The following is a 13657-nucleotide window of genomic DNA, read 5'->3' on the forward strand; positions in this document are numbered from 1 at the left end:
GCCGCCATCGTGCCGGGTTCAGCCCAGGTAGCGCACCTGCTTCGCCTTGCCCTCCAGCACCTCGTCACGAGCGGCAGTGATCTCCGCCCGGTGCGACACCTCGGGCACGCCGACCTCCCACCACGCGCCGGCCTCGGTCCACGACGACGGGTGCGTGCGGATCACGACGACGGCAGGGCGTTTCTCGCCGGCCGCCACCTCGCGCGCCTTGCGGTAGGCGCCTTCGAGGTCGCCCAGCGACTCCGCGGGGAACACCGCGCAGCCCATCGCCGCCGCGTGGGCCGCGAAGTCCGTGCGCGGGGGTTCGGTGTGACCGGTCGTGCAGTCCGGGTAGAGGTTGTTGAAGCCCGCGCCGCCCTGGCCGGTCTGCAGGCGGTGGATCACCGCGTAGCCGTCGTTGTCGCAGACGACCGCGACGAAGCCGTGGCCCGCGAAGGCCGCGGAGAAGAGCTCGGAGTTCAGCATCAGGTACGAGCCGTCGCCGAGCAGCGTGGTGACGACGCCGTCGGTGTGGGCGATGGCGGCACCCCAGGCGCCGGCCAGTTCGTAGCCCATGCAGGAGAAGCCGTACTCGACGTCCATGGTGGACTCGCCGGTGGCGCGCCAGCCGCCGATCAGCTCGCCGGGCAGGCCGCCGGACGCCGTCATCACGTAGTCGGTGGGGCCGCTGACGTCGTTCACGACGCCGACGACCTGGGCGTACGTCGGGAGGCCCTCGCCGGGCGCGCGCAGGGCGGTGATGTGCTGGTCCCACTTGGTGCGCTCGGTCAGCGCGCGGCGAGCCCAGTCCGCCGGGGCCTGCCACGAGCCGAGCACGTCCGTCAGTTCGCGCAGGCCCTCGTCGGCGTCCGCGACCAGGGCGAACGAGCCGTGCTTCACGGCGTCGAAGCGGGCCGCGTTCAGCGAGATCATCCGCGCGTCGGGCGAGAAGACGGTCCAGGACGCCGTGGTGAAGTCCTGCAGCCGGGTGCCGACGGCGATGACCAGGTCGGCTTCGCCCGCGAGGACGTTGGCCGAGGTGGAGCCGGTGATGCCCAGCGGGCCGGCGTGCAACGGGTGCTCGTGCGGGACGAGCGTGCGGCCCGCGGTGGTCTCGACGATCGGGATGTTGTGCTGCTCAGCGAACCGCAGCGCGCGGCCCGCGGCACCGGAGTAGCGGACGCCACCGCCCAGCACGAGCAACGGGCGGGACGCACTGCGCACCGCACTGGCCGCCTCCGCCAGCGAGTGCAGGTCCGGCCGCTGGCGCAACGGGCGGTGCACCACCGGCTCGAACAACGCCGAGGGGAAGTCGTAGGACTCGGCCTGGACGTCCTGCGGCAAAGCCAGGGTCACCGGTCCGCAGTCGGCCGGGTCGGTGAGGACCCGCGCCACCTGCGGCAACGTCGACAACAGCTGCTCGGGGCGGGTGATGCGGTCGAAGTAGCGGCTGACCGCGCGGAACGCGTCGTTGACCGTCGTCGTCGGGTCGTGGAAGTGCTCGACCTGCTGGAGCACGGGGTCCGGGGCGCGGCCGGTGAAGGTGTCGCCGGGCAGCAGCAGGAGAGGCAACCGGTTGGCGTGCGCGACACCGGCGGCGGTGACCATGTTCAGCGCGCCGGGGCCGATCGACGACGTGGCGACGCCGACCTGGCGGCGGTGCGAGGCCTTGCCGATGCCGACCGCGGCGAGCGCCATGCCCTGCTCGTTGTGCCCGCGCCACACCGGGACCCGGTCGCGGACCTCCTCCAGCGCGTTGCCGAGGCCGAGCACGTTGCCGTGGCCGAAGATCGCGAACACGCCGGGGAACAGCGGCGCGTGCGAGCCGTCGAAGAGTTCGGTGCGCTGGGCCAGCATCCACCTGACCAGCGCCTGTGCGGTCGTCAGCTTCACTTCACTCGCCCCTCTGCGGTCGTGACCGGGCAACGCGGGTCCAACTCCTGCGTCGCCCAGCTGTCGCGGACCCAGGTGTGCGCCGGGTCGTCGCAGAACGCCATCGAACGCTCTGAGCCCGGTCCGGCGAGAACGTTCAGGTAGTACATGGGATAGCCCGGCGCCGCGACGCACGGACCGTGGTAGCCGCGCGGGATCAGGAAGACGTCACCGTCCCGCACGGTCACGTCCTCGTCGATCGTGCCGTCGTCGGTGTACGTGCGGTGGAAACCGAAGCCGGTGCGCGACGGCGTGACCTGGTCGCGGTCGGCGATCCGGAAGTAGTAGATCTCCTCGTTGTCCACCTCGCACGGCTCCGACGAGTCGTGCTTGTGCGGCGGGTACGAGGACCAGTTGCCGTCCGGGGTGATCAGCTCGCACGCGTTGAGCTTGTCCGCGTGGTCCCACACGCCCGGCACGCCGAAGTTCGTGACCTGACGGGTGGCGTTGCCGGAGCCGCGCACCTCGACGGGAACGCCGTCGGCCGGGCCGTACCTGGGCGCCAGGCGGTTCTCGCAGCGCGCCATCGGCAGAGCGACCTCACATCCGTCCACAGAGGACAGAACAACCGACGCGTCCCGTGGCACGTAGGCGAAGTCCGTGACGCGGGTGAAGACCGAGTCACGGCCCTGCAGCTCGTACCGTTCACCGTCGACCTCGACCGCGAGGGACCCGGCCAGCGGCAGCACGAACGCCTCGAACTCGCCGGTCTCGACCGTGCGCGACCCGCCGGCCTCGATCCGCAGCACGCGCAGGCCGGTGTAGGCCCAGCCCGCGTCCTCCGGTGTCAACGAGATGACGTCGCCGGAGGTCGAGAGCGTCCCGTGTGGACGGTGCAGGGTCATACCGTGACTCCCTTTGCGGTGCGCAGGATTTCGGCGGCAGCGGCAACGGCGGCGGCGACATCACCGTCCGGCGGGTAGAGCAACGCACGACCGACGACCAGACCGCGCACGGTCGGGTGGCGCAGCGAACGGCCCCACGACGCGAGGTCGTCCTCCGGGTTCGCCGACGGCACACCGCCGAGCACCAGCGCGGGCAGCGCCGTGGTGTCCAGCACGACCTCCGGCTCGTCCGGCGCGGGCAGCTTCAGCCACGTGTAAGCCGACGTCGAACCCAGTCCTGCGGCAACGGCCGAAGCACGGGAGAGCGCCGCGGAGTTCTTCTGCAGCACCAGCTTGTCGTTGTGATCACGCTTGTACGGCAACGGTTCGACCATCGCCATCAGGCCGTGCTCCGCCAGTTCGGTGACGGCCCGCGCGCAGCCTTCCAGCGTGGGGATCGTGCCGGGGTCCGAGTCGACCAGGCGCAGCAGCATCTTGCCGCCGTCGAGACCGAACGTCGCGATGGACGCCGCGTCGTAGGCGGTGAACCTGTCGTCGATCTCCCAGTCCGCACCGGCCAGGCCGCCGCGGTTCATCGAGCCGATGACCACGCGTTCGTTCAGGCCGTCCAGCAGCAGCAGGTCCTCGATCACGTCCGGTGTGCCGAGCACGCCGTCGACCTCCGGGTTCGCCAGCGCCGTCAGCAACCGGGCGAGCAGCGACCGCCGGTCGGCCATCGCCAGCGGGTCGCCGCCGACACCCAGCGCGCCACGCGCCGGGTGGTCCGCCGCGACCAGGAACAGCGTGGACTTGCCGTTCAGCAACGACGTCCGCCGCCTGCGCGCCTGGTACGCGCGCCGGACCGCACCGGGGTCGGTGGCACGGGTCTCCAGCAGCGATGCCCACTGCTCGTCGGTGATCACAGGAGTTCCTCGATCTCTTTCTGGTCGGGCATCGCGTCGGCGCAGGCGAGCCGGGACGCGACGATCGCGCCGGCCGCGTTGGCGTAGCGCGCGATCTTCACCGGATCCCAGCCCGACAACAGGCCGTGCACCAGCGATCCGCCGAACGCGTCACCGGCACCGAGCCCGCAGACGACCTCGACCGGGTTCGGCTCGACGGTCCACCGCCCGTCGGGGGTGGCCACGAGAACGCCCTCGGCGCCCTTCTTGACCAGTGCCAGGGAGATTCCGCGGTCCAGCAACCGGTCAGCGGCGTCGTCCGGATCCGACGTGCCGACGGCGACCTCGACCTCGGTCCGGTTGCCGACCGCGACCGTGACGTGGTCGAGCATCCAGTTGATCTCGGCGTGCGCGGTCTTCACGTCCGGCCAGAACATCGGCCGGTAGTCCAGGTCCAGCACCGTGTGCTTCTTGCGCCCGCGGTTGGCCAGCATCATCCGCTGGGTCCCACGGGCGGGCTCCGCGGAAACACCTGTTCCCGTGACCCACAACAACGGGACCTCACGGGTGAGAGCCCACGGCACGTCTTCTTCGCCGAGCGTCAGGTCCGGCGCGGTCGGCAGCCGGTAGAACAGCAGCGGCGGGTCCGCGGGCGGGTTGAGCTCGCAGAACACCACCGGTGTCAGCAGGTCCGGCGAGGTGCCGACGTGTTCCGACGACACCCCGAAGCCTTCGAGCGCCTGCCGGACGTAGGTGCCGAACCCGTCCGGCCCGACCTTCGTCAAAACGCCCGCGCGACGACCGAGCCGCGCGGCGGCGACCGCGACGTTGGTCGCGGTGCCGCCGAGCGACTTGGCGAAGGTGCTGACCTCGGCCAGCGGCACCCCGGACTGCTCCGGGTAGAGGTCGACACCGACCCGGCCGACGGTCAACACTTCCAGCGACGTCACGCCTCGACACCTCGCAGCTCGTGAGCCAGCGCTTCCAGTTCCGCGCCACCGGCCATCTGCTTCGTCAGTTCGCCGATGTCGATCTCGGACTTCTCGTAGCTGCCCAGCGCGCGACCACGCTTGAGCAGCAGGAAACGGTTGCCGACCGGGTACGCGTGGTGCGGGTTGTGCGTGATCAGCACGACGCCGAGGCCACGATCACGGGCCTGGGCCACGTACTTCAGCACCACACCGGCCTGCTTCACGCCGAGTGCCGCGGTCGGCTCGTCGAGGATCAGAACCTTGGCGCCGAAGTACACGGCACGCGCGATGGCGACGCACTGCCGTTCGCCACCGGACAGCGTGCCGACGGGCTGTTCCACGTCCCGCAGGTCGATGCCCATGTCGGACAACGCCTTCTTGGTGATCTCCCGGCCCTTCCTGCGGTCCAGGAACCCGAACTTCGTCGTGGGCTCCGAACCCAGGAAGAAGTTGCGCCACACCGACATCAGCGGCACGACCGCGAGGTCCTGGTACACGGTCGCGATGCCGTGGTCCAGCGCCTCGCGCGGTGACGAGAACCTGATCTCCTCGCCCTCGACCCTGAACGTGCCCTGGTCGTGCTGGTGCACACCGGCCAGGATCTTGATCAACGTCGACTTGCCGGCGCCGTTGTCGCCGAGCACGCAGGTGACCTCACCGGCGTTGACCACAGTGGACACGTCGCTCAACGCGATGACGCTGCCGTAGGTCTTGCCGATGTTCTCGACCTCGATGAGTGACGTCATCGCTTCACCCTTTCCGCCCGGCGGCGAAGCATGTTGTTCACCAGCACGGCCGCCAGCAGCATCACGCCGAGGAACAGCTGGAACCAGTCGCTGTTCCAGCCCGCGTACACGATGCCCTGCCGCGCCATGCCGAAGATCAGCGCGCCGATCGCCGCGCCCACCGCGGAACCGAAGCCACCGGTGAGCAGGCAGCCGCCGATCACCGCCGCGATGATGTACTGGAACTCCAGGCCGATGCCCTGGTTCGCCTGCACGCTCGCGTACCGCAGGATGTTGATCGAACCGACCAGCCACGCGGCGAACGCCGTCGTCATGAACAGCAGGATCTTCGACCGCACGACCGGCACACCGACCGCACGCGACGACTGCGCGGCACCACCGATCGCGAAGATCCAGTTGCCGAACTTGGTGCGCACCAGGACGGTCGAGGCGATGACGGTGAACAGCACCCACCAGATGATCGACACGTAGAAGCTCTGCCCGCCGATCTGGAACGTCGACGCGAACAGGAACCCGGCCGACTCGTAGCCGACGGTCTCCCGCATGCCCGACACCTGCACGCTGCCGGTCACGAGCCGGGTGACACCGAGGTTGAGGCCCTGCAACGCGAGGAAGCTGCCCAGCGTCACGATGAAGCTCGGCAGGCCCGTGCGCATCACGAGCCAGCCGTTCAACGCGCCCACCGCCAACGCGAAGGCGAGCGACACGAGCAACGCCAGCCAGACGTTGAGTCCCAGCTGGGTGGCGAGGAGAGCCGTGACGAGCGCGGTGGACGCCGTCATGACGCCGGCGGACAGGTCGAACTCGCCGCCGATCATGAGCAACGCCACGGCGACCGCCATGATGCCGAGCATGGAGGCGTCGTCGAGCCAGGTGGCCGCGCCACCCAGGCTGAGGAACTGCTCGGTGACCACGGAGAAGAACAGGAACACGAGCAGTGCGCCGAGCATGGCGCCGATCTCCGGACGCACGACCAGCTGGTCGAGCAGCCTCGGCTTGCTGAGCCGTTCGTCGGCAGCCGGTGGAGCCTTGGCTGTCACGGTCATCTCCTCGCCCCCTCCTTACCTCTTGCCGTTCTTGGCGTACTCCGCGACCTTGTCCACGTTGGACTTGTCGACGAAGCCGGGACCGGTGAGGACGGGCTTGCCGCCACCGAGGGTGTTGGCGTTGTCCTTGAAGAGCTTCAGCATCACGATCGGCAGGTAGCCCTGCTCGTACTGCTGCTGGTCGACGGCGAACAGCACGTCGCCCGCCTTGATCGAGTTGACCACGTCCGCGTTCAGGTCGAACGTCGCGACCTGCGCCTTCGAGCTCGCGCCCTTGATCGCGGACGCCGCGTTCACGGCGACCTGCGGGTTCAGCGCCAGCACGCCGTCGACGGCCGTGTCGGACTGCAGCTTGGCCTTGATGCGGGCCTCGATGTCGGTCGGGTTCGAGATGTCGACCTGGAGGTTCTCCACCGCGCCGCCGAAGCCGGTGCGGGCACCGTCGCAGCGCTGGTTGAGGCCCGTGTTGCCGGCCTCGTGGATCACGCACAGCAGCTTGGTCTTGCCCGCGGCCTTGAGCTTCTTGCCGGCTTCCTCACCGGCGATCGACTCCTCCTGGCCGACGTGCGCCATCGCACCGAACTCCGCGCTCTTCGCGCTGCCGGAGTTGATCGTGATGACCGGGATGCCCGCCTTGACGGCGTTCTCGATGGAGGTCTTCAACGCGTCCGGGTTCGCCATCGACACGACGATGCCGCCGACCTTCTGCGTCACGGCGTTGTCGATCAGCTTCGCCTGGGCGCCGGGATCGCCGTCGGAGTTGTACGTGACGCCGACGCCGAGCTGCTTGCCCGCGTCCTCCGCGCCGACCTTCACCACGCTCCAGAACGCGTCACCCGCGGTGCCGTGCGTGATGACGGCGACCTTGAGGTCACCGGTCGCCGGCGCGCTGTTGTTCTGCGTGTTCTGGGTGTTGGAACCCGTGGGACCGCTGCACGCGGCGAGTAGAGCAACACCGGCGAGAGCAACGCCCGCACGGATGACCAAGCGAGACTTCATCGTCTCCAGTCCCTTCAGAGGATCTTTCCGAGGTGCGCGAGGCTGCGCGCGGTGTCCTTCAGTGGCTTGTCCACTGGACTTCCGTCCTTGAGCCGCGTGTCCTGCTCAAGCACGAACCATCCGGTGTAGCCCGCCTCTTGAACGAGCTTCACCAGCGCTTCCACGTCCACGTCGCCGTCCCCGAGCGGCACGTAGATGCCCTGTTCCACGGCATCGGTGTAACTGAGCTCGCCGCTGCGCACCTTCGCCGCGATCTCGTCACGCACGTCCTTGAGGTGCACGTGACCGATCCGGTCCGGGTAGCGGCGCGCCAGCTCGACCGGGTCCGTGCCACCGATGAGGAGGTGGCCGGTGTCCAGGCAGAGCTGGAGATCGGAGTCCGCGAGGAACCTGTCGACCTCCGCCTCCCGCTCGACGTGGGTGCCCACGTGCGGGTGCAGCACGGTCTGCAAGCCGTGCCCGGCGGCGATCTCCCGGATCTTCGCGCAGGTGTCGACGAGGGTGTTCCACTCGTCGTCGGTGAGCTGCGGTCGTTCGTCGTAGCCGTCGAGGCCGGTGGCGGCGGCGAGCACGAGCACCTCGGCACCGCCCGCCTTCAGGATTGCGGCCACGCGGTCGGCTTCGTCCAGAGTGGACTGGACGTCGGTGTGCAGCGTGACGGCGAGGAAGCCGCCGACCAGCGAGAGTTCGAACTCGGTGAGCAGCGCCCTCAACGCACCGGGGTCGGCGGGCAGGTAGTCGGGCGGACCGAGCTCGGTGGCTTGCAGGCCCAGCTCGTTCATCTCGGTGAGAACGGTCGTGGCCGGCAGGACGTTGCCCCAGCCAGGTACCTCGCACACGCCCCAGGAGATGGGTGCCCCAGCGATCTTGGCCATGCTCAGTTCCCCTCGATCTTCACCGGTGCGCCGGTGCGGCGCGACTGCTCACACGCTTCAGCCAGGCGAAGGCTGATCAAACTCTCCCGCGCCGGTGACGGGTTCGCGACTTCGCCCGCAACGACCTGCGTGAACAGGTTCATCTCGTTGACGTACGCGCGGTGGAAGCGCTCCGGGAAACCGGGGTAGGCGTCCGGTCCGGCCACGTGACCGCCGGGCTCCAGCGAGTTCAGCGGGGTCTTCGGGTCGACGCCGGCGACCAGCGAGTCCTTGCTGCCCAGCACCTCGATGCGGTGGTCGTAGCCGACCGGGTCGTGCCGTCCGCCGGCCAGCGTGGCGTGCGCGCCGCCCGCGAACTTGAGCATCACGACGGCGTTGTCCACGTCGTCGGCGTCGGCGAACGCCTGGTGCACCAGCACCGAGCCGGACGCGTAGACCTCGACGACCGGTTCGCCGACGAGCCACGGCACGCAGTCCAGGTCGTGGATCAGCAGGTCGCGGAAGATGCCACCGGACGCGGGCAGGTAGGAGAAGTCCGGCGGGTTCGCGTCGTTGCCGACGGCCCTGACCAGGTAGATGTCGCCGACCTCGCCCGCGCGGATCCGGCGGTTCAGCTCGTAGATGGCCGGGTCGAACCGGCGCTGGAAGCCCACGAGCACCTCGACGCCCGACTTCTCGACGTCCTCGACCAGCGAGGTCATCTCGGCGAGGTCGCTCGCGATGGGCTTCTCGCACAGCGTGGGGACACCTTTGGCGATCGCCGCCCGCAGCATCTCCGGGTGGGTGTTCGTCGGGGTCGCGAGCAGGACACCGTCGACGTTGCCGAGCAACGTGTCGAGGTCGTCCACCGCCTTGGTCCCGCTCAGGTCAGCCGACGCCTGCGCGGCACGACCGGGCACCGGGTCGAAGAGGAGCACCTCGTCGACTCGATCCAGCGCGGCGAGGTTGGTCGCGTGCATGGTGCCGATCCTGCCGACACCCGCTACTCCGATCCGCATCGCAGGTTTCCCCTGTTCATCGCCGTGATGTGTTAGAGCGCTCTATTGGTTGGAGCGCTCTAATGCTGTAGCTTCCGTCACACGGGTGTCAAGGGTGTGTTTCCCGCCCGTGACGTGAGGGGAGGTGGTTACCAGTGGTCAGACCCACGATGGAGGACGTCGCATTGCGTGCGGGCGTCTCGCGAGCACTGGTGTCACTCGTGATGCGCAACTCACCCAAGGTGAGCGAGGCGCGACGCAGTGCTGTCCTGAAGGCCGCGGAGGAGCTGGGGTACTCGCCGCACGCCATGGCACGCTCGCTGGCGTCGCGCACGTCGACGGTGCTCGGCGTGATGGTGTCCGACCTGCACAACGCGTTCTTCGCCGAGGTCGTGGACGGCATCGACGAGGTCGCGCGCGAGCAGGGGTTCGACATCATCATCAACACCGGTGGCCGCTCACCCGCCCGCGAGCGCCGCGCGCTGGAGTCGCTGCTCTCCTTCCGTCCCGCCGGACTCATCCTCCTGTCGCCCGTCGTGCCCGCGACCGCGATCTCCAAGGCCGCCGAACAACTTCCGATCGTGCTCGTGGCCCGGTCGTCCCGCGTGTCCACTGTGGACACGGTGAACGACGACGGCGAGCAGGGCGCACGACTGGCGGTCGACCACCTGGTGTCGTTGGGGCACAAGCGCATCGCCCACCTGGACGGTGGCGAGGGCACTCAGGCCGGACCTCGTCGCCGTGGCTACGTGACCGCGATGGAGGCGCACGGGCTGACGCCTCAGGTCGTGCCGTCGGAGTACACCGACGCGGCGGGCGCGCGAGCCATCCGCGGGTTGATCGACGACGGCGCGTTGCCCACGGCCATCCTGTCCTGCAACGACTTCAACGCCGTCGGCGCGATCTCGGCGTTGGAGGACGCCGGACTGCGCGTGCCACAGGACGTTTCCGTTGTGGGGTACGACAACACCTCACTGGCGGCACTCCGTCACGTCTCCCTGACCACGATCGACCAGCCCCGTGCCGAGTTCGGCCGGTTGGCGGCGGACGCCCTGCTGCAACGGGTCCGCGAACAGCGCACCGAACCCGTGCGCCACCTCCTCAATCCCTCTCTCGTAGTCCGCAACACGACTGCTCCACCAGCGACTTCGCGTCGGTCGTCCGGTGCCCCCTTCCTGTCAACCGCCGAAGGCGATTCGGCAGGAAGCGGGAGCCGGACGGCCGACTTCCAGGCGAAGTCGCCGGAGCGGCGCAGCCGCGACCATTGAACGGAGTCCGCGTTGAGCACCATCCCCCACTGGATCGACGGCGCCCGCACCACGGGGGTGTCGTCCCGCACGTCCGACGTCTTCAACCCGGCCACCGGCGAGGTCGCAGCACAGGTCGTGCTGGCCGAACAGGCCGACGTCGACCTCGCGGTCTCGTCCTCGCTGAAGGCCGCCCAGTCCTGGTCCGAGTCGTCGCTGTCGACCCGCAGCAGGATCCTCTTCGAGTACCGCCACCTGCTGCACACGCACCGCGACGAGCTGGCCGCGATCATCACGTCCGAGCACGGCAAGGTGCTGTCCGACGCGGCCGGTGAGGTGCAGCGCGGGCTCGAGGTCGTCGAGTTCGCGTGCGGCATCCCGCAGCTGCTCAAGGGCGAGCACTCCGAACAGGTCTCGCGCGGTGTCGACGCGTACTCGTTGCGCCAGCCGCTCGGCGTGGTCGCGGGCATCACCCCGTTCAACTTCCCCGTGATGGTGCCGATGTGGATGTTCCCCATCGCCATCGCGACCGGGAACACCTTCGTGCTCAAGCCTTCCGAGCGCGACCCGTCCGCCTCGATCCGCCTCGCCGAGCTGTTCGCGGAGGCCGGTCTGCCCGACGGCGTGCTGAACGTGTTGCAGGGTGACGCCTTCGCGGTGAACGCGCTGCTCGACCACCCGGACGTCGCGGCGGCGTCGTTCGTCGGCTCCACCCCGATCGCGCGACACGTCTACTCGCGCGGCACCGCGGCCGGCAAGCGCGTGCAGGCGCTGGGCGGCGCCAAGAACCACATGGTCGTGCTGCCCGACGCCGACCTCGACGTGGCCGCCGACGCCGCCGTTTCCGCCGGTTACGGCTCCGCGGGCGAGCGCTGCATGGCGATCTCGGTCGTCGTGGCGGTCGGCGAGACCGGTGACGCCCTGGTCGAGAAGATCGCCGAGCGGACCCGCGACCTGCACCCGTCGGTGCTGCCCGGCACGGACCCGTCCGCCCAGATGGGACCGCTCGTCACCGGCGTGCACCGGGACAAGGTGAAGTCCTACGTGGACGCGGGAGAGGCAGCAGGCGCGTCGCTGGTCGTCGATGGACGTGGGCACGCGCCCGAAGGCCACGAGAACGGGTTCTGGCTCGCCCCAACGCTCTTCGACCACGTCACGCCCGACATGACGATCTACACCGACGAGATCTTCGGCCCGGTGCTGTCGGTCGTCCGCGCGGACACGTTCGAGGACGCCGTGGAACTGGTGAACGCCAACCCCTACGGCAACGGCACCGCGATCTACACCGGCGACGGGCTCGCGGCCCGCGAGTACCAGCGGCGCGTGCACGTCGGCATGGTCGGCATCAACGTGCCGATCCCCGTACCGATGGCCTACTACTCGTTCGGCGGCTGGAAGGACTCGTTGTTCGGCGACACGCACGTGCACGGCGCCGAGGGCGTGAAGTTCTACACGCGCGCCAAGGCCGTCACGGCGCGGTGGCCGCAGCAACACGGCGTGAACCTGGGCTTTCCCACGCACGGCTGACCGGTTCAGCCTCGACGGCCGTCCCTTGCCGGGGCGGCCGTTTCTATTTGGTACGAACCAATTACCAGTTCGCTGATCATGGAATATCGCGACACGGATCACCGTTCGGCAACGGTGCTGGACAGGTCGGTATTATCGGCGCTCCCAAAAACTGCGCAGGAGGACCGAACACGATGTCGCTCAGCGAGGACGACAGTCCGTTCGCGACGGCATGCCGCGCGACCGAACGTGCCGAATTCATCCGCTCGCTGAACCAGCTGCGCGAGTCGCGAGGACTCTCGTACAAACAGGTCTCCGACAACACCGGCGAGCTCATGCTGCCGAAGAGCACCGCCCACGCCCTGTGCACGTTCCGGTTCCCGAAGCGGGAGGACCAGCTGCGCGCATTCCTGACCGGTTGCGGAGAGCCGGCCGAGACGCTGGAGGGCTGGGTGGAGCAGTGGAGACGCGTGGCGGCCTCCCGCGCCAACGGGAGACCGCACCCCGCTGTCCAGCTGGTCCAGAGCTCGGCCAGGGGTAGCTCAAGCCTAACTGTCGACAGCTCCGACCGGCCAGACCGTTGGACGGCATTGGACGTGGCCAATACGACCAATTGAGCACTCCGTGGTCAGCGGCTTCACGAAAGGTGACAAAAGCTGGACAGTTGGACTTCGCTGGACGGATTGAGACGTTGTTGCACATGACGTGAAAAACGTGGACGGCGATTCAGTTGGCAGTCACCCGTTCGAGTGACAGGATCGTGGTCGAGCCGTTATGTCGCAGAGTCCGCGGCTACGCCAATAGTCCGCGCTGACGCTTTCCGCGCCCACGGCTTTTCGCCGCACCCAGCTGGTCCACCCCCAACCAGGAGTTCGCATGACCACCCCGCCGCATTCACGCAGGCGTTGCTCGTCATCCGGCCCGAGCACCGTCCTGCTCGTGGTGACCGCGTTCGTCTTCACCGGATGGATGCTGACGCAGGGCCACTCGCCGGTCGCCGCCGTGGCGACCACGGGAGCCGTGATGGCCGTGACCACGACGCTGAGCAGGAGCCGCCTGATCGGGATCCGGCCGTTCAGCGCGAGGTTCGGCGTGCTGCCGCCGTCCGACCCGCCGATGATCTGGCAGGACACCGAGCGATGACCTGTCCCGACGGCGACCCGCTCGAGCGCCTCAACCGGCTGTGGTCGCAGCTCATGCTCGCGCTGTCCAGATCGGGACGGCGAACGGAAGCGCTCGCCGCTTACCGGGAGGTCCGCGTGATCCTGCGGACCGAGCTGGGCATCGACCCGGACCCGGCGCTGCCGCTCATCGCGACCTCGACCGCCGAGCTGCGCGCCGCGACGGAGGCCGAGTTCATCGACCTGCTGCGGCTGGTCCAGGTGCGGTCGGGGCTGACGTTGCCGGAGATCTCCAGACGGGCGGGCCAGGTGCTGCCGCGCAGCCAGGTCTACTCGTTGCTCAAGCGCCGCAAGCTGCCGACGAAGCCCGAGCAGGTGCGGGCGTTCGTGACGATCTGCGGACTGCCCGAGCCGCAGGTGGCCCGCGTGATGGAGCTGTGGGCGACGTTGCGCGAGCAGACGGAGCTGGCTCTCAGCACCCCGACCGACGAAAAACCGTTCGCCATCCTCATCGTGCGCAGCGCTTAGACGC

At 69.0% G+C, this 13657-nt stretch carries 14 protein-coding genes; 5 read left to right on the forward strand and 9 right to left on the reverse strand.

Annotation, left to right across the window (positions count from 1 at the left end; all coding sequences use genetic code 11):
- Positions 1-18 precede the first annotated feature (18 nt).
- The 9 genes from iolD to ACFOWZ_RS12815 are packed head-to-tail and all read right to left on the reverse strand — an operon-like array spanning position 19 to position 9272.
- Complete coding sequence (iolD, locus tag ACFOWZ_RS12775) at positions 19-1872, reverse strand: 3D-(3,5/4)-trihydroxycyclohexane-1,2-dione acylhydrolase (decyclizing) (protein WP_382372086.1); 1854 nt, start codon at positions 1870-1872, stop codon at positions 19-21.
- The gene (gene iolB / locus ACFOWZ_RS12780; protein WP_382372087.1) at positions 1869-2756 is read right to left on the reverse strand and encodes a 5-deoxy-glucuronate isomerase; all 888 of its coding nucleotides are present in this window, start codon (positions 2754-2756) and stop codon (positions 1869-1871) included. Before iolB ends, iolD begins: the two co-directional genes overlap by 4 nt.
- Positions 2753-3658, reverse strand: a complete 906-nt coding sequence (locus ACFOWZ_RS12785; RefSeq protein WP_382372088.1) for a Cgl0159 family (beta/alpha)8-fold protein — start codon at positions 3656-3658, stop codon at positions 2753-2755. Before ACFOWZ_RS12785 ends, iolB begins: the two co-directional genes overlap by 4 nt.
- A complete protein-coding gene (iolC, locus tag ACFOWZ_RS12790) occupies positions 3655-4587 on the reverse strand; it encodes a 5-dehydro-2-deoxygluconokinase (protein ID WP_382372089.1) in 933 nt (310 codons plus the stop codon). Before iolC ends, ACFOWZ_RS12785 begins: the two co-directional genes overlap by 4 nt.
- Positions 4584-5354: an ATP-binding cassette domain-containing protein gene (locus ACFOWZ_RS12795; protein ID WP_030471688.1), complete on the reverse strand. Its 771-nt coding sequence runs from the start codon at positions 5352-5354 to the stop codon at positions 4584-4586. Before ACFOWZ_RS12795 ends, iolC begins: the two co-directional genes overlap by 4 nt.
- Positions 5351-6400 carry an ABC transporter permease gene (locus ACFOWZ_RS12800; RefSeq protein WP_030471687.1) on the reverse strand — a complete coding sequence of 350 codons (1050 nt, stop codon included), beginning with the start codon at positions 6398-6400 and terminating at the stop codon, positions 5351-5353. The genes ACFOWZ_RS12795 and ACFOWZ_RS12800 overlap by 4 nt, the downstream gene beginning before the upstream one ends.
- 15 nt (positions 6401-6415) lie before the next feature.
- Positions 6416-7399 carry a sugar ABC transporter substrate-binding protein gene (locus tag ACFOWZ_RS12805; RefSeq protein WP_030471686.1) on the reverse strand — a complete coding sequence of 328 codons (984 nt, stop codon included), beginning with the start codon at positions 7397-7399 and terminating at the stop codon, positions 6416-6418.
- Between the two features lie 14 nt (positions 7400-7413).
- Positions 7414-8274 (reverse strand): TIM barrel protein, encoded by an 861-nt coding sequence (locus ACFOWZ_RS12810; RefSeq protein ID WP_382372090.1) that lies wholly within the window; start codon positions 8272-8274, stop codon positions 7414-7416.
- A gap of 2 nt (positions 8275-8276) precedes the next feature.
- Positions 8277-9272 carry a Gfo/Idh/MocA family protein gene (locus ACFOWZ_RS12815; RefSeq protein ID WP_382372091.1) on the reverse strand — a complete coding sequence of 332 codons (996 nt, stop codon included), beginning with the start codon at positions 9270-9272 and terminating at the stop codon, positions 8277-8279.
- Between the two features lie 134 nt (positions 9273-9406).
- On the opposite strand from ACFOWZ_RS12815, the gene ACFOWZ_RS12820 reads away from it, so the two are divergent.
- The 5 genes from ACFOWZ_RS12820 to ACFOWZ_RS12840 all read left to right on the forward strand — a co-directional run bounded on the left by ACFOWZ_RS12820 (position 9407) and on the right by ACFOWZ_RS12840 (position 13653).
- Positions 9407-10519 (forward strand): LacI family DNA-binding transcriptional regulator, encoded by a 1113-nt coding sequence (locus tag ACFOWZ_RS12820; RefSeq protein WP_382372092.1) that lies wholly within the window; start codon positions 9407-9409, stop codon positions 10517-10519.
- A 12-nt stretch (positions 10520-10531) separates the two neighbouring features.
- Positions 10532-12025, forward strand: a complete 1494-nt coding sequence (locus tag ACFOWZ_RS12825; RefSeq protein WP_382372093.1) for a CoA-acylating methylmalonate-semialdehyde dehydrogenase — start codon at positions 10532-10534, stop codon at positions 12023-12025.
- 173 nt (positions 12026-12198) lie between these two features.
- Entirely contained in the window at positions 12199-12621 is a 423-nt protein-coding gene (locus ACFOWZ_RS12830) for a hypothetical protein (RefSeq protein ID WP_382372094.1), read from the forward strand.
- A 259-nt stretch (positions 12622-12880) separates the two neighbouring features.
- A complete protein-coding gene (locus ACFOWZ_RS12835; RefSeq protein ID WP_382372095.1) occupies positions 12881-13147 on the forward strand; it encodes a hypothetical protein in 267 nt (88 codons plus the stop codon).
- Complete coding sequence (locus ACFOWZ_RS12840) at positions 13144-13653, forward strand: BTAD domain-containing putative transcriptional regulator (protein ID WP_382372096.1); 510 nt, start codon at positions 13144-13146, stop codon at positions 13651-13653. The genes ACFOWZ_RS12835 and ACFOWZ_RS12840 overlap by 4 nt, the downstream gene beginning before the upstream one ends.
- The last annotated feature ends 4 nt before the right edge of the window (positions 13654-13657 follow it).

Source organism: Lentzea rhizosphaerae, from assembly GCF_042649515.1.
GTDB lineage: Bacteria > Actinomycetota > Actinomycetes > Mycobacteriales > Pseudonocardiaceae > Lentzea > Lentzea aerocolonigenes.

Coding starts and splice junctions, on each gene's coding strand:
- ACFOWZ_RS12805 (WP_030471686.1), bottom strand. CDS start 7,399: ATGAAGTCTCGCTTGGTCATCCGTGCGGGCGTTGCTCTCGCCGGTGTT.
- ACFOWZ_RS12840 (WP_382372096.1), top strand. CDS start 13,144: ATGACCTGTCCCGACGGCGACCCGCTCGAGCGCCTCAACCGGCTGTGG.
- ACFOWZ_RS12830 (WP_382372094.1), top strand. CDS start 12,199: ATGTCGCTCAGCGAGGACGACAGTCCGTTCGCGACGGCATGCCGCGCG.
- ACFOWZ_RS12810 (WP_382372090.1), bottom strand. CDS start 8,274: ATGGCCAAGATCGCTGGGGCACCCATCTCCTGGGGCGTGTGCGAGGTA.
- ACFOWZ_RS12815 (WP_382372091.1), bottom strand. CDS start 9,272: ATGCGGATCGGAGTAGCGGGTGTCGGCAGGATCGGCACCATGCACGCG.
- ACFOWZ_RS12795 (WP_030471688.1), bottom strand. CDS start 5,354: ATGACGTCACTCATCGAGGTCGAGAACATCGGCAAGACCTACGGCAGC.
- iolB (WP_382372087.1), bottom strand. CDS start 2,756: ATGACCCTGCACCGTCCACACGGGACGCTCTCGACCTCCGGCGACGTC.
- ACFOWZ_RS12800 (WP_030471687.1), bottom strand. CDS start 6,400: ATGACCGTGACAGCCAAGGCTCCACCGGCTGCCGACGAACGGCTCAGC.
- ACFOWZ_RS12835 (WP_382372095.1), top strand. CDS start 12,881: ATGACCACCCCGCCGCATTCACGCAGGCGTTGCTCGTCATCCGGCCCG.